The following is a 23,757-nucleotide window of genomic DNA, read 5'->3' as shown; positions in this document are numbered from 1 at the left end:
CCGGTCCTGTCACTCCTTCCGTACGGTGTCATCGCCCCCGGCGGCCCGCAGGTCGGAGTGCGCCATACGGCGGCTCTACTGCCGATACCCGCCCAGGAACCGCCCGATCCGGCTGATCGCCGCGTCCAGGTCGTCGGCGTGCGGGAGGGTGAGGATGCGGAAGTGGTCGGGGCGGGGCCAGTTGAAGCCGGTGCCCTGGACGACCTGGATCTTCTCGCGGAGGAGGAGGTCCAGGACGAACTTCTCGTCGTCGTGGATCTTGTGGACCTCGGGGTCGATGCGCGGGAAGGCGTACAGCGCGCCCTTGGGCTTGACGCAGGAGACGCCCGGGATCTCGTTGAGCTTCTCCCAGACCCGGTTGCGCTGTTCATAGAGGCGGCCGCCGGGCGCGGTCAGCTCGTGGATGGACTGGCGGCCGCCGAGCGCGGCCTGGATGGCGTACTGGGCGGGCGCGTTGGGGCACAGCCGCATGGAGGCCAGCATGGTCAGGCCTTCCAGATAGTTGCGGGCGTGCTGCTTGGGGCCCGTCACCACCAGCCAGCCCGAGCGGAAGCCCGCCACGCGATACGTCTTGGACAGGCCGCAGAAGGTGAGGACCACCAGGTCGGGGGCGAGCGCCGCGGCCGAGTGGTGGACCGCGTCGTCGTACAGGATCTGGTCGTAGATCTCGTCCGCGAAGACCATCAGGCCGTGCCGGCGGGCGAGGTCGAGAATGCCCTCGATGACCTCCTGGGGATAGACCGCGCCGGTCGGGTTGTTGGGGTTGATGATGACGACCGCGCGGGTGCGGTCGGTGATCTTCGACTCCATGTCGGCCAGGTCCGGGTACCAGTCGGACTGTTCGTCGCAGAGGTAGTGGACCGCCTTGCCGCCCGCGAGGGTCGTGACGGCCGTCCAGAGGGGGAAGTCCGGGGCGGGGATGAGGACTTCGTCGCCGTCCTCGACCAGCGCCTGGACCGCCATGGAGACCAGTTCGGAGACGCCGTTGCCGAGGAAGACGTCGTCCACGTCGACCTCCAGGCCTCGTTCCTGGTAGCGCTGGGCGACGGCGCGGCGGGCGGAGAGGATGCCGCGCGAGTCGGTGTAGCCGTGCGCCTGCGGCAGCATCCGGATCATGTCCTGGAGGATCTCCTCCGGCGCCTCGAAACCGAAGGCCGCGGGGTTTCCGGTGTTGAGACGCAGCACGCTGTGGCCCGCCGCCTCCAGTGCGTCGGCCTGCTCGATCACCGGGCCGCGGATCTCGTAACAGACCTCGCTGAGCTTGCTCGACTGCCGGAACTCCATGCGTGTCCTCCGGTTCGTGGTGTTGCTTGGTTTTACCAAGTGAGTGCTTGGAAAGTCCAACAACATGTCTAGACTGCGTCGCATGTCACCTCGCCGAAGCTACGACCAGTACTGTTCCGCGGCCCGCGCGCTCGACGCCGTCGGTGACCGCTGGACCCTCCTGATCGTCCGCGAGCTGCTCGGCGGCCCGCGCCGCTACACCGATCTGCACGCGGATCTGCCGGGAGTGAGCACGGACGTCCTCGCCTCCCGGCTCAAGGACATGGAACGCGACGGACTGACGACCCGGCGCCGGCTGCCGCCGCCGGGTGCCGCGTACGTCTACGAACTCACCGGCCGGGGCCGGGAGTTGCTGCCCGTGCTGCAGGCGCTGAGCGAGTGGGGGGCGCCCTCGCTGGGCGAGCGCGGGGCCACGGACGCCGTACGGGCGCACTGGTTCGCGCTGCCGCTGCTGCGGGGCCTGGCGGGGGAGGGCGGCGAAGGGCTCGTCGAAGTCCGGCTGGACGAGGGGGAGTTCCATGTGTGGCTGGGCGCCGAGGAGGGGCCCGTGTACGGGGACGGGCCTGCCCCGCAGGAGCCGGACGTGCGGCTGCGCCTCGACACCGAGACCTGCACGGAGGTGAGCCGCGGGATCTCGACCGTGCCGGATGCGGTACGCGCTGGACGGATCGAGGTCACGGGGGAGAGCACCCTCGCGAAGGTGCTGCGCGGGGAGTGACGCCGGTGCGCGGACGGGGGACGAGGCCCGCCGTGCCGAGGGGGCACGGCGGGCCTTCGCCATCAGGAGCCGTCATGGCTCCGTCACGTGTGCCTACGTGTGCCTACGTGTGCCTAGACACCCGGCGGCACCCGGGAAGGCCGTCCCGACCCCCGGGTCAGCGCATACCCGCCGATACCCGCGAGCGCCGCGAGGATGCCGCCGATCGCGGTCCACACCCAGCGGTCGGACCACCAGCCGGAGGCCCAGCCGTCGTCGGGCTCGATGGACGACAGCGCGGCCGTCGACGAACCGGAGTCGGAGTCGGACTTCTCGGCGCTCGTCGCGATGCCCGGCACCAGCGGCTTCGCCAGCGAACCGTCCACCGCCGCCGCACCGCCGATGTCCTTGGAGCCGACCTCGACCTCGGCGTCGACGGGCAGACCCAGGTCGGAGGCCTGGAGCCCGGTGACGGTCAGCCGGACGTAGTACGTGCCCGGCAGTGGGTCGTTGGCCCAGGTCTCCGACCAGGAACGGACCGTGCGCAGGGTGCAGGCCAGCTCCACGGTGGCCGCGTCCTGCGCCGCCGTCCGTGTCTGTGCCCCGTACTGGCAGGCCTGGCGGCGCCGCAGTCCGTCGTAGACGTCGAGCTGCCAGGTCTGGCCGGCGTGCCGCGTGGAGGCCTCCGGCAGCTTCACCGTCGCCTTCACGGTGGGCCGCTGCCCGGCGTCCGCGGGGAACGACCAGTACAGGTAGTCGCCCGTGGACCCGCTGGCGGTGGCCTGCTGGCCCTGCTTGATCTCGGTCGCCGTACGGAACGACGTACCGGCCTGGGTGGGCGCGCTGCTGCCGTCCGACGGACTCGCGGAGGGCGAGGAGTCGGCCGCGGCGGGCGCCGCGGCGATCCCGAGCAGCAGCAGGGCAGCGCTCAAACCTCTTCTGATACGCATCAGTTGGTCCTCCAGACCGCGATCCGCAGGCGCGAGATCCAGCCCCACAGCACACCCGCCAGGAAGCCGGTGAGCACGAGGGCGCCGAGCAGCCACCAGCCGCGGCCGAGGCCGAAGGAGGCCACGTCGCTCGCCTGGTCCGGCCCGTCCACGACGTCGACCGTCAGCTCCACCGGCATGCCCGGTGTGGTCTTCACGCCGCTCGCCGCCGAGAAGGAGTTGGACACCTGCAGACACACGGTCTCGGCGGGGGCGTTCTCGTCGTCGCTCTCGGCCTTCGGATAGCGCAGACCCGTCGAGATGACGTCGGTACGGCCGTTGCCCGCCGCCTCGCCGCGCACGATCTCACGTCCGTGCACGGTGACCGCGCGCAGCAACACCCCGTAGTCGGGGTTGACCTCGCGGTCGGCCGCGACGCTCACCGAGGCGCGCAGCTCCTGGCCGGGCTTGACGTCCACGCGGTAGAAGCGGTGCTGCCCGAACTCCTCACGGTCCGTGTACAGCCCGGACTTCAGCGCCGGGGCGCTCGTGCAGGCGGTGGTGCCCTCCACGGCGACCGGGGTCACCACCGGGTCGGCGGCGCGCTCGACCAACTGACCGACGCGGTCGGTGAGTTCTTCCTTGTGCTGGACCGAGGTGTACGTGCCGCCGGTCGCGTCCGCGATGCAGCTGAGCTGGTCGCGGGTCTTGGCGTCGGGCACGAGCCCGAGGGTGTCGATGGTGAGCCCGATGCCCTTGGCGGCGATCTCGCGGGCCACCTCGCACGGGTCGAGCGGCTGGCAGGTGTCCTCGCCGTCGCTGATGAGCACGATCCGCCGGGTGCCCTTGCCGCCGTCGAGGTCGTCGGCCGCCTTGAGCAGCGCGGGACCGATCGGCGTCCAGCCGGTGGGCGTGAGCGTCGCGACGGCGGTCTTGGCCTCGGTGCGGTCGAGCGTGCCCACCGGGTAGAGCTGGGCGGTGTCCTTGCAGCCTGTCTTGCGGTCGTTGCCTCGGTAGTTGGCGCCGAGGGTCCGTATACCGAGCTGGACCTCCTCGGGTGTCGCGTCGAGCACCTCGTTGAACGCCTGCTTCGCCGCGGACATGCGCGACCCGCCGTCGATGTCGCGCGCCCGCATCGAACCGCTGACGTCCAGCACGAGTTCGACCTTGGGAGCGGCCTGCTCCGCCGTTTCGTCGGCGACCGCTCCGGTCGGGAAGGCGATCCCGGCCGTCAGGGCGGCGAGCAGGGCGCAGACTCCTGCCGCCAGCCGTTGTCTTGTGATCATCGACGGATCCTATTGATCAAAGGTGCCGGGCTTCAAAACGATCTTCGAACGATGAACTCCGAACCGGGGACGGTGAACCCAGGGCTAGGACGCGGTGAACGGGTTGGGAAGCCGTGCCCAACTGTCCCCGGGGGTCTCCGGAGACAGCCGCATCAGGGTCAATGCCTTGGTCGGCAGCGGTTCTTCGAGCAGCGCTGTCAGGTCCGGGGTGCGCGGCAGGTCCCGTACGGCCGTCGCCAGGGCCTCCCGCAGCGCCACCGAGGATCCCGCTGTCGCGCCCAGCGTGCCGCCGATCAGCGAGCCGAACATCTTGCGGCGCAGGGTGGTCTCGTCGTCCGTGACGATCCGTCCGGACAGTGCGGGCGCCGGGATGCCGTGCCGGGCCAGCCGGGCCGGGCTCACGCGGATGTCGGCCAGATCGCGGTAGACGAGCCGGACCGGGGCGCCGGTGGCGGACAGCACGACCAGGAGGTTCTGGCCGTGCGCCTCCAGCGCCACCCCCTGGTCGAGCAGCCGCAGACAGACGGTGAGCGCGAGGCGGGTGAAGTCGGCCAGCCAGCCGGCCGATCGGGGCAGTCCGGTGGTCACGAGGGCGGCCACCGGCAGGACGCGCTCGCCCGGGTTCGCGTACGCGTCGGGGGACTCGCGCAGCACCGCCGCCAGCTCGGGGGAGCGAGCCGTGACGGCGCCCAGGGTGCGGGTGACGTGCAGCAGGCCGTCCGTGCGGGCCGCCATGTCCTCCGCGAACGCCGACACCGTCGCCGACGTCTCGATCGAGTAGACCGAGATGTCCCGCACGGACGAGGTCAGCCGGGCACTCAGCGCGGTCTTGACGTGCGGCCCGTCGGGCAGGGCGAGGGTGCGCAGCGACATCAACGGGTGCGCGGAGACGACGTCCTGGGGCGCGGTACGCAGCACGTGCGCCGTCTGCCAGGGGTGGACCGGGATCAGGAAACGGTCCTCGTCCCGCAGCCACTTGGGCCACTCGCCCCGGACGAGACAGTCGTCGACGGCCACCAGGCCCAGTTCCACCACCGGCCGGTGCTCCGGCCCGTACGCGAGCTGCTCGGCCACGGAGAAGCCGGGACGCGAACGGCAGTTGGGGTGGTACGGGTGCCCGTCGACCACTCGCTGCTCCCACTCCCAGCCGGTCAGGGGCTCCCGGTCGGTGGCGGGCTGGCCGGCGCGCGAGAGGGCCAACGAGGCGACGCTGTGGTCGAGTTCGGCCGCGAAGTCCGCGGCGTGGGGGACGGCGAGCGCCGTCATGAGCAGCGCCGGACGGTCGTACGCCGTGTCGTCCAGCCGGACCTCGGTGACGTACGCGGCGCTCGCGTACGGGTCCGGGCGCGGGCCGTGCAGCCGCCGGCCGTCGGCGAGGTGGAGCGTGAGCCCGTCGGCCCCCGGCTCCCGGCGCGCGATCCACGGCATCGGCTCATACGCCAGCGCACGCCACAGACGTGTCAGCACGGCCGCCCGGGCGCCGGGGAGCCCGGCCGCGTACGGCGCCGAGAGGGCGGGGCGTACGGCGCTCAGCTCGTCGGCGAGCGCTGCCTCGGCGTCGGGCGTGGGGGGACGGTGCACGGTCGGGCTCCTTGGGTACGGGGACTGTGCGTCGCGGTCGCCCGCGCCGACAGACATACTGATCACCAGTGCACCGTATGGAATGAATGGATCGCGTGGACTCCATGCCCCCCATGCTCCCCCCGCTCGTCAGGGGCGACAGTGAAATAGAAGAGGCCGCCGACGCGTACGCCGCCGCGCCGCTGCTCAATTGTCTGCTGCGGGAGGTGGGGGAACCCGCCGAGGACCCCGGCCGGGCCGCCGAGGGCTCCGGTGTGTTCCGGCTCCGTTCCAGTGGGCGGCTGCTGCGGGTGCGGGGGAGGCGCCGGCCCGCGGCGCCCGAGGTGTACGCCGACGGGTCCTGGCACCGGCTCACCCACGCCGAGCTGGTCAAGCTCACCGGCGAGGAACTGCGCGGCTTCACCGGTCTGTCCAACCCCGAGCTGCCCGCCGAGATGATCGACAGCCGGGACGCGGTGGCCGCTCTGCTCGCCGCCCGACTGCGCGCGACGCCGCCCACGGACCCGTACCTCCGCTCCGAGCAGTCCCTGATCACCGGGCACCCGTACCACCCCGCTCCCAAGGCGCGCGGTGGCGGCCCCGTCGCCGACTGGCTGCCGTACGCGCCCGAGGCGTACGCCGGCTTCCCGGTGGAACTGCTCGGCGTGCGCGAGGACGCGGTCGTCGAGGAGGGCGACACCTCGGCGCTCGACGACTTCGGACCGGCCCCGGAGGGCTACCGGCTGCTCTTGGCCCACCCCTGGCAGCTCGACCTGGTCGGCGCCCGCCCGGAGATCCAGGAGGCCTTCGCGGACGGCCGGCTGATCCGCCTGGGCCGCACCGCGCGCCCGCTGTGGCCGACGGCCGCCATCCGCACGCTGTACGCCCCCGAGGACGACGTCTTCGTCAAGTTCAGCCTCGACGTGCGCATCACCAACGACATCCGTCGACTGTGGCGCCACGACCTGCTGAAACTGCGCCGCACGGACGAGGCCACAACCGCCGCCTTCGCGACCACGAGCCCGGGCGGGCGGACCGACGCGGGCGCCGCCTGGCTGAGCGACCGCAGCTACCGCACCGCCGACTTCGCCTTCGAGGAACTCGCCGTCCTCGTCCGCGACGGCCTGCGCGAGCACGTCGTCCCCGGCGCGACCCCGCTCCTGGCCGCCGCACTCGTCGAGGGCTTCGAGGGCAGCCCCCTCGACGGTCTCACCGACCCGTCCGCCTGGTGGACGGCGTATCTGCGTCAGGTCGTGCCGCCGGTCCTCGAGGCCTTCGCGCGCCACGGTGTCGTCATCGAGGCGCACCTGCAGAACACCCTGGTCGCGGTGGACGCCGACGGAATCCCCGTACAGGCTCTGTTCCGGGACGCGGAGGGAGTGAAGCTGCTCCAGGACGTGGACCGGGCGGCGGGATGGGAGCGGCTGGTCTACTGCCTGATCGTCAACAACGTGACGGAACTCGCCGCGCTGCTGGCCGAGGACCACCCGGGCTGGGATCCGTGGCCCGCCGTACGGACCGAGCTGACCCGGCACGGCCTCCCCGGGATCACGGCCGAGATCACGGAGCTGCTCGCCGCGCCCTGGCTCCCCGGCAAGACGAACCTCCTGCTCCGCTGGACGGGCGCGGACGGCGCCGACGCCCGCTATCTGCCGCTGCCCAACCCACTGGCCCGCGTGTAGCGCGAGACGGGTTCTACGGGGGCTCTATGGGGGCTCTACGGGGTGATGGAGTCGATGTAGCCGCCGTCGACGCGGAGGGCGCCACCGGTGGTCGCGGAGGCCAGGGGTGAGCTGAGGTAGACGACCATGTTGGCGATCTCTTCCGGCTCGATGAGCCTCTCGAGCAGGGACTGCGGCCGGTGCTCCCGCATGAAGGCGCGCTGGGCTTCGTCCCAGGGGAGGCCGGCGTCGACGAGTTGGTAGACGAATTCCTCCACACCCTTGGTGTGAGTGGGCCCGGCGAGAACGGAGTTGACGGTCACCCCGCTGCCGGAAGCCTGCTTGGCGAAGCCACGTGAGACGGCGAGGAGCGCGGTCTTGGTCATTCCGTAGTGGATCATCTCGACGGGTGTGACGACGGCGGAGTCGCTGGCGATGTACTGGACGCGTCCGAAGCCGCGGTCGATCATGCCGGGCAGGTACATGCGGGTGAGCCGGACAGCGGCGAGCACGTTCACCTCGAAGTAGTGCCGCCATTCGTCGTCGGTGATCTCCAGAGCGGGCCGTGCGCCGAAGATGCCGAGGTTGTTGACCAGGATGTCGACGTTCTCCAGGGCGTCCTTGATGTGCTGGGCGCCGTCGTCGGAGGCGGCGTCCGCCACGACGGGCACGACGTCGGCGCCCGGCACGGTGGCGCGGATGTGCTCGACGGCCGCGGTGACGGTCGCCGGGGTCCGCCCGTTCACCGCCACGCGTGCGCCCGCCCGGGCCAGCCCGATGACGATGGCCTCGCCGATGCCTTGCGTGGAACCGGTCACCAGTGCGGTCGAGCCGGTGAGGTCGAGCTGCGTCATGGAGGGGACTCCCGTTCTGCGGATCGTCAGCGTGTGCCTCAATTGTCGGAATTGTTCAGGCCGGCGGAGAGCGCCACGCGGGTGACTGTCACGCTCGGGAGGCGGGTCTGCGGGTGCCGCCGTGGAAGGCGAGGACGCGATGGCGTTCGGCGCGGGCTCGGCGGCGGGCACGGGGGCGAGCAGGGCCAGAAGTCGGATCAAAAAGCGGTGGGCTCCGTGAACTTTTCCGGATGGATCCGCAACTCACCTGTCGGGAGCGGTGTGAGCCTCTGCCTTCAAGAAGTTCAAAGGAGTGGTGTGTTGTCCATATCGCACAGACCCGTGCCACGCCGACGGAGAGGGTCGGCCGTCGGTGCCGCTCTGCTGAGTGCCGTCCTACTGACGGTGCTCGGCGCCCAGGACCAGGCCCAGGCCGACGTCCCTGAGAAGGCCGCGAAGCCGTCTTCGTCCACCCATGAGCCGCCCGGCCATGTCGCGCCGCTCTGCGGCCCGGCCAAGCCGCACGAGCTCACCTGCTTCGGCCTGCTGCGCACTGATGTCAAGGCGCACAAGGGTCTGCGGGCCGCCGAGGACGCCCCTGAGGGATTCGGTCCGGCCGACCTGCTCAGCGCCTACGGTCTGCCCGCGAACGGCGGGGCGGGCAAGACCATCGCCATCGTCGACGCCTACGACAATCCGAACGCCGAGGCCGACCTAGCCGTCTACCGCGCACAGTACGGGCTGCCCGCCTGCACCACCGCCGACGGCTGCTTCACCAAGGTCGACCAGCGCGGCGGAACCACTTATCCCGCCCCGGACCCCGGCTGGGCCACGGAGATCTCGCTCGACCTGGACATGGTCTCCGCTGTCGCCCCCAACGCGCGGATCCTGCTGGTCGAGGCCGACGAGCCCACCGCCGACGATCTCGGGTCCGCCGTGGACCAGGCGGTGGCGCTCGGCGCCACATACGTCTCCAACTCCTACGGCACCAACTACGCCTTCTACCCCGAGGACCCCGCGGAGTCGTCGGCGGACGCGCACTACGACCACCCGGGCGTCGCGATCGTCGCCTCCTCCGGCGACAGCCGCTACGGCGTCTCCTATCCCGCGGCGTCCCCGCACGTCACGGCGGTCGGCGGCACCACGCTCACCAAGGACTCCACCGCTTCCCGCGGCTGGTCCGAGTCGGTGTGGAGCCACGACGGTGGCGGCACCGGTTCCGGCTGCTCCCTGTACGAGCCCAAGCCGGCCTTCCAGAAGGACACCGGCTGCCCCGGGCGTACCGTCGCCGATGTCTCCGCCGTGGCCGACCCGGCCACGGGTGTCGCCGTCTACGACAGCTACGGAGAGTCCGGCGGCTGGGGCGTGGCCGGCGGCACCAGCGCCTCGGCACCGATCATCGCGGGCGTGTACGCGAACGCCGGCACCCCGGTCGCCGGGACATACCCCGATGCCTACCCGTACGCCGGTGGTGGCTCGGGACTTCACGATGTGACAACGGGTTCGAACGGGAAGTGCTCACCGGCGTATCTGTGCACCGCGGGCACCGGCTACGACGGGCCCACCGGTCTCGGCACCCCTGACGGACTGTCAAGCTTCCGCATGGGAGCGCACGGCACGCTCTCGGGAACGGTCACCGACACCGCCACGGGCGCACCGGTCGCCGCGGCCGAGGTGACAGCGGGCGTCTACACGGCGACCACCGACAGCCAGGGCCGCTACACCCTGCCCCTGCCGGCGGGCAGCCACGACGTCCAAGTCACCGTCTACGGCTATGCGTCGGGCGAGGCGGCGGACGTCCAGATCATCGACGGCGGCGCCGTGAACCGGGACTTCGGACTGCGCAAGCTCGCCGTCCACCGTGTCTCGGGCACCGTCACCGACGGCTCGGGTCACGGCTGGCCGCTCCACGCGAAGATCACTGTGGAGGGGGTGCCGGGTGCGCCCGTGTGGTCCGACGCCTACACGGGGGCGTACCGCCTGGACCTGCCCGAGAACCACACCTACACCCTGCGGGTCGTCAGTGACGACACCCACTACCAGTCCCTCGTACGGAAGGTGGCGGTGAAGGACGCGGACCAGAGCCTCGGGCTGGCGCTGCCTGTCGACACCTGGGCGGGCGGCAACCCGGCCTACACCCTGAAGGTGAACACCCTGGACACCCAGTCCTTCGACTCCGCGGCCCAGGCTCCGAAGGGCTGGAGCGTGGTCGACGTCGCGGGCACCGGGCACGGCTGGGCATTCGACGATCCGGGCGGCCGGGGCAACAACACCGGAGGTTCCGGCGGCTTCGCCGTCGCCGACAACGACCACGTCGGCTGGGACACGGCACTCGACACCCTGCTGGTCAGCCCGGTCTACGACCTCCGTCACGAGGGAGTCCCCGAGCTGGCGTTCAGCAACGACTACGAGGGATCCGCCGAACAGACCGGGGATGTGCAGGTCACCGCCGACGGCGGCAAGACCTGGACCACGGTCTGGCACATGGACGACGCCTGGTCGTTCGACCGGGTGGAGATCCCGTTGACCGCCTATGCAGGGAAGGCCGCGGTGCAGGTGCGCTTCCACTACACCGGTCCGGGCAAGCTCTGGGCCGTAGACGACGTGACGGTCGCCGAGCGGGTCGTCACGCCCGTCCGCGGCGGTGTGCTCACGGGCACCGTCACCGACGCCAACACCGGACGCGGGCTGGTGGGCGCCGTGGTGCGCACGGGTACCACGAGCGGGCCCTCGGCGCCGACGGTGGCCACCACCGGTGACCCGCGGGTCGGCGACGGCCTCTACCGGCTGTTCGTCCGGGGCGGCGCCCGTCACACCTTCGTGGCGTCCAAGCCTTCCTACAGTTCGGCTTCCCACACGGTCGCCGCGGCTGAGAACCACGTCACCAAGGGCTCGTTCGTCCTCAAGGCCGGGCGCCTGTCGGCCGGCACCACCCGGATCGCGGCGACCACCGCTCCGCACGGCACGGTGGTGCGGAAGGTGACCGTACGGAACACCGGCACCGCTCCCGCGACGCTGCGCATCGGCGAGCGCACGGGAACCAGACCTGGCACCGGCACCCCGGGCACCACCTGGCGCGGGCTGCCCGACCTGCCCGTCGTCGTGATGGACAACGCGGTGGAGAGCTACCGGGGCAAGATCTACTCCGTTTTCGGATCGTCGGACGGCTACGAACCCGTCGCCGGCCTCTACGTCTACAACCCGTCGGCGCACACCTGGACGCGCGGCACCAGTGCCCCCGAAGCCCGCATGGCCACCGCTCACGGCCTCATCGGCGGCCGGCTGTACACCGTGGGAGGCCAGGGACCCGGTGAGGCGGTGAGCCGCACCATGCAGGTGTACGACCCCGCCCACAACACCTGGACCAAGGGCCCCAGCATGCCCAAGGGGCGCTTCGGGGCGGCGAGCTCCGTACTCGACGGGCGGCTCTACGCGGTCGGCGGATGCACCAACACCGGGTGCTCGAACAGCGTGTACGTCTTCGACCCGGGCTCCGGCAAGTGGTCCAGGGCCGCCGACTACCCCCAGTCGATCGGCTGGGCCTCATGCGGCGCGATCAACGGCAGGCTGTACTGCGCGGGCGGCTCCGGACCCGACTATGCCCCCACCACAGCCTCCTACGTCTACGACCCGGCGTCCAACAGCTGGCAGCCTCTGGCCGACATGCCGATGGGGCTCGCCGGCAGCACCTACGCCGCCGCCGACGGACGGCTGCTGGTGTCCGGCGGCGCCACACTGGTCGGCGCCGCCCGCGTGGCCACGCCGAAGGGCTACGCCTACGACCCGGGCACGAACACCTGGAGCGCGCTGCCCGACGCCCCCACCGCGGTCTACCGGGGTGGCGGCGCACTCGGCCTGTATCGGGTGGGCGGCACCACCGACACCCGCTGGTACATTCCGACGGCCACCGCGGCACTGCTTCCGGGGTACGACCAGACCGAGTCGGACGTGCCCTGGCTGTCGGAGACCCCGCACCGGCTCACACTGCGGCCGGGGCAGAGCGCTTCGTTCACGGTGACGCTGCTGGCGGGCAAGATGGGCCGGCCCGGTGACTGGACGGCTTCCTTGATCCTCCGCGGCGACACCCCGTACTGGGTCCCGCCGATTCCGGTGCGCGTACACATCGTCAAGGACCGTACCTCGTAACACTCTTCAGGCCGCACGGCCGCGCCCCCGGGCAGGCGATGTCGCCTGCCCGGGGGCGCGGTGCTTCCGAGCTTGTGACCCCGCCGCACCTACCCGCTCACTCCGATGGCCCGCGAAGGCGGACCATCGGAGGTGGTGACGGGTGGCGTGCCGCGGCTCTCACACCCAGGAGGGGGAGGGTCAGGCGCGGTGGGCTCCGCCGCACTTGGCGAGCGCGTTGGTCACGGCCGTCGCCATCGCCTGCTCGCCCAGCGCGTTCGGGTGGGCGGGAGCCGCCGGCGTCTGGGGAGCGAGGCTCTCGATCCAACGCTCGCCGACGGGCCGGCACATGTCGTGGCCGATGGTGGGCGTGTACGTGTCCACGTACGTGGCTCCGCCGCGCTTGGCCTGATGAGCGATCATGGAGTTGAGGGACTTCGTCTTGTCCCGGAGGTAGGCGAAGTCGCCAGCGGCGAAGGGCACACTGGCACTCGTGCAACCCACTCCGCTGTCCGGGAAGAGCGAGGGGTAGCCCACCATGGCCACCCTGGCGTGCGGGGCCCGGCGGTGAATCTCGGCGATCACCCGGGAGATCTTCGATGCCGTGGCCGCGATGCTCTGCTCGACCTGGTCGGTACCGCCCTGAGTGAGGTCGTCGCGGCAGGGGCTCCCGGCCGGGTTGCTCGAGACGACGCTCGCGCAGTGGCCGAGCACGGAGGTGAAACCGATGTCGTTGCCGCCGATGGTCACGGTCACCAGGTCGGTCTTACGGGACAGGGCGTCGTACGGGGCGGGAGCCGTGCCCGTGGCGAGGGCCAGGTCCGCCGTGGTCGCCCCGGAACAACTCACGTCGGTCAGAACCGCCTTGTTCCGCGCGGCCACCAGGTGTGGGTAGTTGCTGTTGGAGCGGGCGCACGCGGGGTCTATCTGCTCCGGGACGCCCGGAGCGGCGGCGTAGGAGTCACCCAGGGCGACGTAGTCGAGCGATCCGACGTGCCGGGGCGCCGCGGATGCCGGCACGGACGACGCCATCGCGAAGGCGAGTGCGCCCGAGGCGACTACGGCGCCGAGCGCGACCGTGCGCCGACGAGAGATACCAAAGGAACGTGGCTTCACTTGTTTCCTTGACTTTCGGGGTGATTTTTCTTACCCGTGGATGCGCGAGCGGCGCTGTGAGCAGAAGAGCTTCTGGAAGGCTCTTTTCACCTGCCACTACGCCGTTCGTGAATCCGAGGGAACCATGCCGCACGGTGCTGGGCGGAATGCCGATTGCCCGCGAGACTTCCTCGACGGTCGGCCTGAGGAAGCAGGTCTGGTGAACTACCTCTCGATGACCGGGTTGCGGGCGACCGTGAAGAGCCAGGACCTCGACCACTCGCTGACATTGCGTGTGACTACTCCTTGTGCGACCTGGTTTTGAGCCCGGCCGCGGCGGGATCGGGCGGTCTTCTGCGACCTCGCTGACCAGCCTGACTGCCCTGTGTCGACGGGGAGTTGATGATCCTTGGATCATGAGTGTGCGTGCCCGGCGAACGAGGCGCCCAGGATGTACGAAGTTATCGCGTCCGAGGACGGCGAAGCGTCCACAGATCGCCATTACATGTCGTCAACCATGGGCGAGCGACGCAGTACCGAGAGGTGATGGCTCATTGCTCACCATACTGTCCGGCCGACGTATGAGATCTTCCCCCCTCTGAAGTTGCCTGCGTCGGCCGGATTCCACAACTCACATTCTGCCCATGCCTCTTACGCTCGACCGGCCGGGGTGTTCTTTCGTTACAACGGAGCGGAGGCGAGGTGCAGGGTGATCGTAAGCCGCTCAGGAATCGGCGAACAGGGTAGGTCCGGTCCCGATCTCCTGGAGAGTGCGGGAGTCGGTGCGAGATCTGCATCATAGGCGGCCGCGAGAAAGGTGCGGCCGCCCCGTCGGCGTCGCCGTCCGACAGGGCGAGGACTGTCACACATTGCGACTCCACTCTGTCTTCACTGATGTAAGAAGAATCGACCGACCGCAAACGATGAGGAAGTCCGTGAGCGCCGAACACTCCCACCACATCGAGAACCCCAACGCGACCACACCGCCGCCCCAGATCGACATGATCGGGTCCGTGCCCGGCGCACCGCAGATACCCGAGGGCGCCGAGGCGATGACGCTCCTGGTCACCCTCCCGCCGGGCTGTGAGGGCGCCCCGCCGCACCGCCACTCCGGCCCTGCCTACGGCTATGTCCTCAAGGGCGAGATGGTCTTCGAACTGGAGGGTGAGCCGGCGCGCGTCCTCAAGGCCGGCGAGACCTTCTGGGAGCCGGGCGGCGACGTCATCCACTACCAGGACGGCAACAACCTCGCCGACGCCGAGTCCGCGTTCGTCGTGACGATGTTCTGCGCCCCCGGCCAGCCGATGCTCATCCCGGTCAGCGCGGAGGAGCTCGAGCAGCGGCGGGACCGTCGCGCACCTCGCTCCTGACCGCGCGGGGGAGGCCGGCTCCGTGCCCGCCTCCCCCGGCATTCCGGCATCCGAGGGTCTTGACCAGCGGATCCGACTCCGGGGCCGGCCGCGCTGCACGGTCCGGCCGGCCGAAGCGGCACGACTTCGAGACCGATCTCCATTCAGGGGTGTGGTCGGCCCACGGAGGACATGCCCCTTGGAACCGGCCCGGAGCTCGTCGCGGAGCAGGTGCAGCGGCTCATGGCGGAGAATCGCGCGACGGTGAAAGGTGGCCCTCAGTTGCCCGACTGAGGGCCACTTCGCACGAGTTGGCCGGCGGCACTGGTGTGTGGGAGGTCGTCCGCTCGCAGTGCCAGGTAGGTAGACAGGTTTCGGGAGTGGCCGCTTTGAGCAGGCCGGGGTCTTCGGCGATGTCGAGCCCGGGTCGCTGGCGGGTTGCGGCGTCCCGGCGCCACTTGAGCCCTCTCAGATCCAGCCGCGCTTGACGACTTCGGCGCCCACCTGGAAGCGGGTGTCGAGGCCGAGCTGGGACGCGATCGCGGCGATCCGGCGGGTCACGGTGCGTGCACTCGTGCCGAGTTGTCGGGCGATCGCCTGGTCCTTGTAGCCCGCTTGGAGCATTTTCAGCAGCAGGAGATCTTCCGCGCTCGGCTGGTCGGGGGTGTTCGGGGCCGTTGAGGCGATGGGTTGTGCCCGCTGCCAGTAGGTGTCGAACAGTTCGAGGATTGCATCGAGCAGACCCGACCGATGGACGACGACGATTCTGTCGTACCGTCCTGCGATCAGTGCGACCAGCGCGACACGACGGTCCATGATCCGCAGCCTGAACGGCAGGGACGGCAGGAGCCGGGCCTGCTCGCCGAGCGTGGACAGGCGGCTGATCAGCTCGAATCGGCCGGGTTGCGCCAGCGCCTCGGGGGTGTAGACGGACCGTATGTCGACGCCGCGGCCCAGCAGGTCCATCGTGAAGGTCTCCTCCAACTCATTGCTGTACGGGCCGAGGTACGGGGGTCGGTCAAGCACCCAGAAGTGGGTGTGGATCGAGTGGGTCAGCTCGGCCACCCTCAGGGTGACCGCCGCCTCACCAGTGATCACTTCCACCAGCTCGTTCGGATTCCCCTGCAGCCGGTTGGCACGGTACTCACTTGCCAGGTCATCGACCGTGTCCCCCACCGCGGCGAACGCCGCCTCGGTTTCGGCTCGACGCTTGGCGAGCAGCGCGCTCAACGCGGTCCGCGGGCTGACCGGCCGGTACTGGCCGTGTCGTTCTCTTCGCAGCAGGCCCAGTTCCACCAACCGGGCCACCGCGTGCTGTATCCGGCTGGGTGTGGTGCCCAGGTGTTCGGCGATCTCCCGCGCCGTCCGGTCCGGCTTGGCCAGATAGGCGCGGTAGAGCCGTTCGTCGAACTCGCTGATCCCGAGGGTACCGAGCACCGGGGGTCCTCCTGGTCGTCTCCGCCCGGCGGGCCGTCGGGCCGGTCATGGCGCGATTCGCCAGCTGGCGATTTCCGACACGATTGTGATCTGTACATCTCCCGGCCACAAGCTTTAACTGTGATCGTCCACACCATCCTGCTGCGCGATCCCAGAACCTCCGTGATCGGTCCACGGCGTCGGCCGTCCGATCCTCCGCCGATTCGTCACTTCACCCGATTTGTCTGCCGCGAAGACTGTGCCGCGCCCGCGTAAAGGGAGTTGAAGGTGCCTCAACTCAAGAAAGACGGTCCCTGCCGCCGGTGGTCGCGTCTCTCGTGACCAACGATGGGTTCGGGAGCGGAACCACACTGTTCACACTGTCGACACTGTCGACGACGGCCTCCGGCGTCCTCCCGGTAACGCCGTCAATTCGGTGACCGTCCTTGCGGGTCGCAAGGCGTCGTCCGGCCCGGTGGCCGCACAACCGCGTCACCGAGAGCGGTAGCACCGCCCATGACGTGGTGGCCACCAGGGCGGTTGATCGGACCACCGCGACCAAAACCTACAACGGCAGCCTCCGGAACGCCTTTTGACGCTCTTTCGGCGCTTCGTCCCCTCTTCGTGACAGGAGTTCCCTTTGTCAACCCCATACCCCCGCAGATCGAGGCTGATAGCTCTCGGGTCTGCCCTGGCGATCCTGACGGTCATCCCGCCGTCATTCGCCAACGCGTCGGCCACCACGTCCGGGGCGACGAACGCCGCGGACACCGCCGGAGCCCGTCCCGGCGCCGTTCGCACCGTCACTCTGATCACCGGAGACACCGTCACCACCGCCGCCGCGACCACGGAGGTCACGGAGGTCAAGGGACCACACGGTGAAGCCATTGACTTCGAGGTCAACAAGGTCGGAAAGGACACCTACGTCTACCCCGACTCCGCTCTGCCGTACGTCTCCGCCGGGGTCCTCGACAAGAACCTGTTCAATGTCACGCAGCTCCTCGCCGACGGCTACGACAACGCGCACAGCAGCCAACTCCCGCTGATCGTCAACTACACCAAGGCCGCTGCCCGCGAGCGCACCCAGGCGGTGCCTTCCGGGGCGTCCAAGGTCCGCACCCTCGGCAGCATCCAGGGCGCCGCACTGACCGAGAAGCACGAGCGCTCGGCGGACTTCTGGTCCGCGCTCACCGAGGGCGCCGGCGTCGGCGCCCGCGCCGCCGGTGGGAAGCCGACTCTCGCCGGCGGGATCGCCAAGGTGTGGCTGGACGGGAAGGTCAAGGCCGATCTGGCCGACTCCACCGCGCAGATCGGCGCCCCGGAGGTGTGGGCGGGAGGCGACACCGGCAAGGGCGTCGACGTCGCCGTGCTGGACACCGGTGTGGACAACAGCCACCCGGACCTGGCGGACCGCATCGCCGGCTCGGCCAGCTTCGTGCCCGACGAGAACGTCTTCGAGGACCCCGTCGGCCACGGCACGCACGTCGCGTCCACCATCGCCGGTACCGGCGCCGCCTCGGACGGCAAGGAGAAGGGCGTCGCCCCCGGCGCCAGGCTGCACATCGGCAAGGTGCTCGGCACGGTGTGCGACATCGGGGGTTGCGGCGGCTCAGGCCAGGAGTCGTGGATCCTGGCGGGCATGGAGTGGGCCGCCCGCGACCAGCACGCCAAGATCATCAACATGAGTCTCGGCGGTGCCCCGTCCGAAGGCAACGACCCGATGAGCCAGGCCGTCGACGCGCTCAGCGCGGAGACCGGCGCGCTCTTCGTCATCGCGGCCGGCAACAGCGGGGCCCCGGACACCGTCGCCTCACCGGGCGCCGCGGACGCGGCGCTCACCGTCGGCGCCGTGGACGGCGCCGACCAGCTCGCCGACTTCTCCAGCCAGGGTCCGCGGGTGGGCGACTACGGGCTCAAGCCCGAGCTCACCGCACCGGGAGTCGACGTGCTCGCGGCACGTTCGCACCTGTCCGAGGGCGACGGCTACTACCGGACGCTGAGCGGCACCTCGATGGCCACCCCGCACGTCGCGGGCGCCGCCGCGCTGCTGGCCGCCGCGCACCCGGACTGGACCGGCCGGCAGCTCAAGGACGCCCTGATCAGCTCCACCAAGGCCACCCCGCAGTACACCCCCTACCAGGCCGGCTCCGGCCGCCTGGACGTCGCGGCGGCGGTACGGGACACGCTGTTCGCGACCGGCAGCGCCTACGCCGGCTTCAAGCCGTGGCCCCACCAGCCCGGTGAGAAGGAGACCAAGGAGGTGACCTACACCAACACCGCCGACGCACCCGTCACGCTCGACCTGGCCGTCGACGTCCCTGGCGCGCCCGCGGGTGTGTTCTCCCTGTCCGCCCCGCGGGTCACCGTGCCCGCGCACGGCACCGGCAAGGTCACCTACACGGTCAACCTGGACAAGGCCCCGTTGGACAGCCACTACAGCGGCATGATCAACGCCTCCGATGCCAAGGGCGGGATCCTCGCCCACACCCTCGTCGGAGGGGGCAAGGAGGCCGAGCGCTACAACCTCTCCCTCACCCCGAAGGACCGCAGCGGCAAACCGCTGGGCGGGGAGGTGACCCTGACCGGGAAGGATGTCTACGGGGAGGACGTCTACAGCATTTTCGAGATCGGCGCGTCGGGCACGACCACCCTGCGGATGCCGCCCGGTACCTACTCCGTGTGGCTCAAGGCCGACGTGCAGGGCACGCACGGCCCGCACTCGCTGGGCAAGGCCCTGCTGAGCGCTCCTGAGATCAACTTGGACCGGGACCGCTCGGTCGTGCTGGATGCCAGGGCCGCCCGACTGGTCAGCGCCGTCGTTCCCCAGGCGACCACCGACTCCGAGTTCCACATGGACGTCGAACGGGTCTTCGACGCCAACCACTACTCGATGAGCACCCTGGACATGCTGGCGTACAAGTACGACAGCATGTGGGCGCTGCCGACCGGCAAGAAGGTCACCAAGGGTCAGTTCTCCTTCAGCGCGCGCTGGCGCAAGGAGGAGCCCGCACTGGCCGTGTCCTCGGGCTCTCAGAACTTCGACGACCTGAGGGTGCAGCGGGGCTCGGCGCAGCTTCCGGACGGACGGGCCACCCTCGACGCCGTCTTCGCCGGTGAGGGCGCCGCGTCCGACTACACGGGGCTGCGGGCCCGGGGCAAGGTCGCCGTGGTGCGCCGCAGCGACACGGTCTCGGCCGAGGACCAGGCGGCCGCGGCCGTACAGGCGGGCGCTCGGCTGCTGCTCGTCGTCAACGACGGAGTGGGCCGGCTGCGCCCCTGGCCGGTGGGCTTCCAGTCCTTCGGGCTGGTGCCGCCCCTCTCGGTGGCCACCCTCACCCAGGACGAGGGCGAGGAGCTGATCGCCCGGATCCAGCACGGCAGGACCCCGCTGACCGTGGTCACCAGCCGCACCACGGACTACCTCTACGACCTGGTCCGTCAGTACGCCGACGGGGTACCCACCGACCCGACCTACCGGCCGAAGAAGAGCGACCTGGCCCGCGTCGACGTCTCCTTCCGCAACTACCAGCCGGACAGGACGGCCGAATATCGCTCGGACGTCACCTTCGGGGGACTCGAGTTGGGCTACTCCTACCTCCACGAGACTCCGGCCCAGGGCGAGCGCACCGACTGGGTCTCCGCCGGCAAGGGCAACCAGTGGATCGAACGGAACCAGATCCCGGGTGAGATCCAGGAGGCGGGGCCGAGGGTCAGCTACCAGGCCGGCAGCACCAGCCACGTGGACTGGTTCGGCCCGATCGAGCGTCCCCGCCTCAACAACCAGTCGGGGTCGCAGCAGAGGATCGACAACGAGGTCACCATCGAGGTCAACGGCTGGGGCGACTCCGGCGGCGGCCACGTGGGCGGCACCCTCGACAACCCGCTCGTCCGCAACGGGCTGTCCCTGTACCAGGGAACCGATCTCGTGGCCCAGGCCTTCACCGACCATCTCCAGGTCGGGGACCTCAGCTCCGAGCGACGTCCGTACCGGCTGGTCTCGGAGAACTCCCGGGGCGAGTGGACGAACCCGTACTCCACCAGCACACGGACCGAGTGGAATTTCACCTCGGCGGCCGGTGAGCCTGGCGTGGCCGCGGTCCTGCCGTTGATTCAGCTCGACTACAAGGTCGACACCGACACCGCGGGCAAGGCACACCGGAACGCCGATCTCGTGATCACTCCCTCCCACATCCCCGGGGGACCGAGCTCCAAGGCGATCAAGGCCGTCTCCCTTGACGTCTCCTACGACGACGGCACCACCTGGCAGAAGGCAACCCTCACCCACCGCGGTGACGGCTGGGCGACCATGCTCCACGCCCCCGCCCGTGCCGCGTACGCCACCCTGCGTGCCTCCGCGCACGACGACCGGGGCAACAGCGTGACCCAGAGCATCACTCGCGCCTTCGGGCTGAAGTAACCACCCTCACCCCGCCCCCCGGGTGGAGCCGCGCACCGCGGCCCCCCGGGGGGCGGGCCTGATTCCGGGCCGTCGTGAGCTGGGCCGCGTTCACCGCTGCATCGGGCGGAAGAAACCAGTGGTAACGCTCGGTTACTATGCTCACTTCATGCCGGAGGCCGGGAGCGAGGGGCGTACCGTCATTGACGGGATGCCCGGAGGGCGGGGAGATCGGCGTCTGGAGTGGATCGTGGAATGTAAGGCTAGAGAGTCAGGTGGCCTGGGAAAGTGCTAACTGAGGTCACTGCAACCCGCTATATCGCCCCCCTGCACGAGGGCGGCTCGTTGCCGGGTCTTGTCGAGGCCGACGACCTCGGGACGTACGTCGTGAAGTTCACGGGCTCCGCGCAGGGCCGCAAGGCGTTGGTCGCCGAGGTGATCGTCGGTGAGCTGGCGCGCGCCCTCGGGCTGCGCTTCCCCGAGCTGGTCCTCGTCCACTTCGACCCGGCCGTCGCCGAGCACGAGCCGCACCAGGAGGTCCAGGACCTGCTGCGCGCCAGCGCCGGCGTCAACCTGGGCATGGACTTTCTGCCAGGCGCCAGGGACTTCACCCCGGAGATCGCCAAGACGTTCCCCGTCGACCCGCTGGAGGCGGGCAAGGTGATCTGGCTGGACTCACTGACGGTCAATGTGGACCGCACGGTGCACAGCTCGAACCTGATGATCTGGCCCACCCTCGGCATCGCGCCCCCGCGGCTGTGGCTGATCGACCACGGTGCCGCCCTCGTCTTCCACCACCGCTGGGACGCCTCGGCCCCGGAGAAGGCGTACGACTTCCGCCGCCACGCCCTCGGCGGCTACGCCCCGGACACCCGCGCCGCCGACGCCGAGCTCGCGCCCAAGGTGACGGAGGAGCTGCTGCGCGAGGTCCTCGCCGAGGTGCCGGACGCCTGGCTCGCGGAGGAACCCGGTTTCGCGACCCCGGACGAGGCGCGCGAGGCGTACGTCCGCTATCTCCTCGCCCGTGTGAAGGCGTCCGCGGCCTGGCTCCCCACGGACTTCCCTAGCCGCGAACAGCTCGCCGCCGAGGACGCGGACCGTGCGGCGAAAACCCAGCAGGGCCGCCCGAACTGGCTCAAGCGGGTCCCCGACCTGCACGGCAAACCGGCGGCGGAACAGGATTGGTCGGTGCACCTCGGATGACAGACGCCCAGCGGGTCCAGATCGAATACTGCACCCAGTGCCGCTGGCTGCCCCGCGCGGCCTGGCTGGCCCAGGAGCTGCTCACCACCTTCGAGACGGAACTCACCGAGCTGTCCCTGAAGCCCGGCACCGGCGGCGTCTTCGTCGTCCGCGTGAACGACGAGGTGGTCTGGGACCGACGCGAGCAGGGCTTCCCGGAACCGACGGCCGTGAAGAAGCTCGTACGCGACCGAGTGGCCCCGGGAAGGTCCCTGGGCCACTCGGACAAGTGAGCCGCCTCGGAGGTCAGCCCTTGAGCTGCTCGTACGCCGGCAGTGTCAGGAAGTCGGCGTAGTCCTCGTCGAGCGCGACCTCCAGGAGCAGGTCGTGGGCCTGCTGCCAGTGACCGGCCGCGAAGGCCTCCTCGCCGATCTCGGCGCGGATGTTCGCCAGCTCCCGGGCGGCGACCTCGCGGGCCAGCTCCGGGGTGGCCCTCACGGTCTTCCCCGCGTGCTCGAACTCGACGCCCGCGTTGATCCACTGCCAGATCTGCGAGCGGGAGATCTCGGCGGTGGCCGCGTCCTCCATGAGGTTGAAGATGGCGACCGCGCCGAGCCCGCGCAGCCAGGCCTCGATGTAACGGATACCGACCTGGACGGCGTTGACCAGACCGTCGTACGTCGGCCTGGCGTCGAGGGAGTCGACGGCGATCAGGTCCCCGGCGGCGACGGACACGTCCTCGCGCAGCCGGTCCTTCTGGTTCGGCTTGTCGCCGAGGACGGCGTCGAAGGAGGCCATCGCGATCGGGACCAGGTCCGGGTGGGCCACCCATGAGCCGTCGAAACCGTCGCCCGCCTCCCGGTCCTTGTCGGCCTTGACCTTCTCGAAGGCGACCTTGTTGACCTCTTCGTCGCGCCGGGAGGGGATGAACGCCGCCATGCCGCCGATCGCGTGCGCGCCGCGCTTGTGGCAGGTGCGGACGAGGAGTTCGGTGTAGGCGCGCATGAACGGGGCCGTCATCGTCACCGCGTTGCGGTCCGGCAGCACGAACTTCTGGCCGCCGTCACGGAAGTTCTTGACGATGGAGAAGAGATAGTCCCAGCGGCCCGCGTTCAACCCGGAGGCGTGGTCGCGGAGTTCGTAGAGGATCTCCTCCATCTCGTACGCCGCCGTGATCGTCTCGATCAGGACGGTCGCGCGGACGGTGCCCTGCGGGAGGCCGACGTAGTCCTGCGCGAAGACGAAGACGTCGTTCCAGAGCCGGGCCTCCAGGTGCGACTCCGTCTTCGGGAGGTAGAAGTACGGGCCCTTGCCGAGGTCGAGCAGGCGCTGCGCGTTGTGGAAGAAGTACAGGCCGAAGTCGACGAGCGCGCCGGGGACGGGCGTGCCGTCCGCGTCGACGAGGTGACGCTCGTTCAGATGCCAGCCGCGCGGCCGCGTGACGACCGTCGCGAGCTCGTTCTCCGCCTTCAGGGCGTACGACTTCCCGGACTTCGGGTCCGTGAAGTCGATGCTGCGGGTGTACGCGTCGATCAGGTTGAGCTGGCCGGTGACCACGTTCTCCCAGGTGGGGGCCGAGGCGTCCTCGAAGTCCGCGAGCCACACCTTCGCGCCCGAGTTGAGGGCGTTGATGGTCATCTTGCGGTCGGTGGGGCCGGTGATCTCGACGCGGCGGTCGTTCAGGGCGGCCGGGGCGGGGGCCACCTTCCAGGAGTCGTCCGCGCGGATGGCGGCGGTCTCGGGGAGGAAGTCGAGCGTGGAGGTGCGGGCGATCTCCGCGCGGCGCTCCGCGCGGCGGGCGAGGAGCTCGTCACGCCGGGGCGTGAACAGCCGGTGCAACTCGGCCACGAAGGCGAGGGCCGCGTCGGTGAGGACCTCTTCCTGCCGGGGCAGGGGCTCGGCGTCGACGATGGCCAGCGGGGACGGCGCTGGTGCGGACATGAG

General features: G+C 70.2%; 16 protein-coding genes. 8 read left to right on the top strand and 8 right to left on the bottom strand.

Translation table 11 applies throughout. The features are described from left to right. Positions 1-75: 75 nt before the first annotated feature. Entirely contained in the window at positions 76-1,284 is a 1,209-nt protein-coding gene (locus tag OG568_RS12610; protein ID WP_329531542.1) for a pyridoxal phosphate-dependent aminotransferase, read from the bottom strand. 82 nt (positions 1,285-1,366) lie between these two features. On the opposite strand from OG568_RS12610, the gene OG568_RS12605 reads away from it, so the two are divergent. Next, entirely contained in the window at positions 1,367-2,002 is a 636-nt protein-coding gene (locus OG568_RS12605; RefSeq protein ID WP_329531541.1) for a winged helix-turn-helix transcriptional regulator, read from the top strand. A gap of 113 nt (positions 2,003-2,115) precedes the next feature. Here OG568_RS12605 and OG568_RS12600 read toward each other — a convergent pair whose 3' ends face one another. The 3 genes from OG568_RS12600 to OG568_RS12590 form a co-directional block, all read right to left on the bottom strand. Next, positions 2,116-2,931, bottom strand: coding sequence for a hypothetical protein (locus OG568_RS12600; protein ID WP_329531540.1), 816 nt, complete (start codon positions 2,929-2,931; stop codon positions 2,116-2,118). After that, a complete protein-coding gene (locus OG568_RS12595; RefSeq protein ID WP_266429021.1) occupies positions 2,931-4,196 on the bottom strand; it encodes a VWA domain-containing protein in 1,266 nt (421 codons plus the stop codon). Before OG568_RS12595 ends, OG568_RS12600 begins: the two co-directional genes overlap by 1 nt. 84 nt (positions 4,197-4,280) lie before the next feature. Continuing rightward, positions 4,281-5,777: an IucA/IucC family protein gene (locus OG568_RS12590; RefSeq protein WP_329531539.1), complete on the bottom strand. Its 1,497-nt coding sequence runs from the start codon at positions 5,775-5,777 to the stop codon at positions 4,281-4,283. Positions 5,778-5,863: 86 nt separating this feature from the next. On the opposite strand from OG568_RS12590, the gene OG568_RS12585 reads away from it, so the two are divergent. Next, positions 5,864-7,438, top strand: a complete 1,575-nt coding sequence (locus OG568_RS12585; protein ID WP_443077625.1) for an IucA/IucC family protein — start codon at positions 5,864-5,866, stop codon at positions 7,436-7,438. Between the two features lie 35 nt (positions 7,439-7,473). Here OG568_RS12585 and OG568_RS12580 read toward each other — a convergent pair whose 3' ends face one another. Continuing rightward, entirely contained in the window at positions 7,474-8,271 is a 798-nt protein-coding gene (locus OG568_RS12580) for an SDR family NAD(P)-dependent oxidoreductase (protein ID WP_329531537.1), read from the bottom strand. A 321-nt stretch (positions 8,272-8,592) separates the two neighbouring features. On the opposite strand from OG568_RS12580, the gene OG568_RS12575 reads away from it, so the two are divergent. Next, positions 8,593-12,396, top strand: coding sequence for a kelch repeat-containing protein (locus OG568_RS12575; RefSeq protein WP_329531536.1), 3,804 nt, complete (start codon positions 8,593-8,595; stop codon positions 12,394-12,396). A gap of 180 nt (positions 12,397-12,576) precedes the next feature. Here OG568_RS12575 and OG568_RS12570 read toward each other — a convergent pair whose 3' ends face one another. Beyond that, positions 12,577-13,407: an SGNH/GDSL hydrolase family protein gene (locus OG568_RS12570; protein WP_443077861.1), complete on the bottom strand. Its 831-nt coding sequence runs from the start codon at positions 13,405-13,407 to the stop codon at positions 12,577-12,579. Positions 13,408-13,531: 124 nt separating this feature from the next. On the opposite strand from OG568_RS12570, the gene OG568_RS12565 reads away from it, so the two are divergent. Together OG568_RS12565 and OG568_RS12560 are read left to right on the top strand one after the other, a co-directional pair. Then, complete coding sequence (locus OG568_RS12565; protein ID WP_329531534.1) at positions 13,532-13,795, top strand: hypothetical protein; 264 nt, start codon at positions 13,532-13,534, stop codon at positions 13,793-13,795. Between the two features lie 676 nt (positions 13,796-14,471). After that, entirely contained in the window at positions 14,472-14,840 is a 369-nt protein-coding gene (locus OG568_RS12560) for a cupin domain-containing protein (RefSeq protein WP_329536339.1), read from the top strand. A gap of 447 nt (positions 14,841-15,287) precedes the next feature. Here the strand turns inward: OG568_RS12560 and OG568_RS12555 are convergent, their stop codons facing one another. Next, positions 15,288-16,256: a winged helix-turn-helix transcriptional regulator gene (locus tag OG568_RS12555; protein ID WP_329531533.1), complete on the bottom strand. Its 969-nt coding sequence runs from the start codon at positions 16,254-16,256 to the stop codon at positions 15,288-15,290. A 619-nt stretch (positions 16,257-16,875) separates the two neighbouring features. On the opposite strand from OG568_RS12555, the gene OG568_RS12550 reads away from it, so the two are divergent. The 3 genes from OG568_RS12550 to OG568_RS12540 all read left to right on the top strand — a co-directional run bounded on the left by OG568_RS12550 (position 16,876) and on the right by OG568_RS12540 (position 22,106). Continuing rightward, the gene (locus tag OG568_RS12550) at positions 16,876-20,652 is read left to right on the top strand and encodes a S8 family serine peptidase (protein WP_329531532.1); all 3,777 of its coding nucleotides are present in this window, start codon (positions 16,876-16,878) and stop codon (positions 20,650-20,652) included. A 267-nt stretch (positions 20,653-20,919) separates the two neighbouring features. Continuing rightward, positions 20,920-21,834: a HipA family kinase gene (locus OG568_RS12545; protein ID WP_329531531.1), complete on the top strand. Its 915-nt coding sequence runs from the start codon at positions 20,920-20,922 to the stop codon at positions 21,832-21,834. Next, positions 21,831-22,106, top strand: coding sequence for a SelT/SelW/SelH family protein (locus OG568_RS12540; protein ID WP_266428868.1), 276 nt, complete (start codon positions 21,831-21,833; stop codon positions 22,104-22,106). Before OG568_RS12545 ends, OG568_RS12540 begins: the two co-directional genes overlap by 4 nt. Before the next feature lie 13 nt (positions 22,107-22,119). Here OG568_RS12540 and aceB read toward each other — a convergent pair whose 3' ends face one another. Further along, positions 22,120-23,754: a malate synthase A gene (gene aceB, locus OG568_RS12535; protein ID WP_329531530.1), complete on the bottom strand. Its 1,635-nt coding sequence runs from the start codon at positions 23,752-23,754 to the stop codon at positions 22,120-22,122. Positions 23,755-23,757: the final 3 nt, after the last annotated feature.

This window comes from Streptomyces sp. NBC_01450, from assembly GCF_036227505.1.
In the GTDB taxonomy this organism is placed as follows: Bacteria; Actinomycetota; Actinomycetes; order Streptomycetales; family Streptomycetaceae; genus Streptomyces.
This window is presented reverse-complemented; position numbering and strand designations above follow the sequence as displayed.

Excerpts from the sequence above, each read along its gene's own strand:
- OG568_RS12610 (WP_329531542.1), bottom strand. The coding sequence starts at position 1,284 with ATGGAGTTCCGGCAGTCGAGCAAGCTCAGCGAGGTCTGTTACGAGATC.
- OG568_RS12605 (WP_329531541.1), top strand. The coding sequence starts at position 1,367 with ATGTCACCTCGCCGAAGCTACGACCAGTACTGTTCCGCGGCCCGCGCG.
- OG568_RS12600 (WP_329531540.1), bottom strand. The coding sequence starts at position 2,931 with ATGCGTATCAGAAGAGGTTTGAGCGCTGCCCTGCTGCTGCTCGGGATC.
- OG568_RS12595 (WP_266429021.1), bottom strand. The coding sequence starts at position 4,196 with ATGATCACAAGACAACGGCTGGCGGCAGGAGTCTGCGCCCTGCTCGCC.
- OG568_RS12585 (WP_443077625.1), top strand. The coding sequence starts at position 5,864 with ATGGATCGCGTGGACTCCATGCCCCCCATGCTCCCCCCGCTCGTCAGG.
- OG568_RS12580 (WP_329531537.1), bottom strand. The coding sequence starts at position 8,271 with ATGACGCAGCTCGACCTCACCGGCTCGACCGCACTGGTGACCGGTTCC.
- OG568_RS12570 (WP_443077861.1), bottom strand. The coding sequence starts at position 13,407 with ATGGCGTCGTCCGTGCCGGCATCCGCGGCGCCCCGGCACGTCGGATCG.
- OG568_RS12565 (WP_329531534.1), top strand. The coding sequence starts at position 13,532 with ATGCGCGAGCGGCGCTGTGAGCAGAAGAGCTTCTGGAAGGCTCTTTTC.
- OG568_RS12560 (WP_329536339.1), top strand. The coding sequence starts at position 14,472 with ATGATCGGGTCCGTGCCCGGCGCACCGCAGATACCCGAGGGCGCCGAG.
- OG568_RS12540 (WP_266428868.1), top strand. The coding sequence starts at position 21,831 with ATGACAGACGCCCAGCGGGTCCAGATCGAATACTGCACCCAGTGCCGC.
- aceB (WP_329531530.1), bottom strand. The coding sequence starts at position 23,754 with ATGTCCGCACCAGCGCCGTCCCCGCTGGCCATCGTCGACGCCGAGCCC.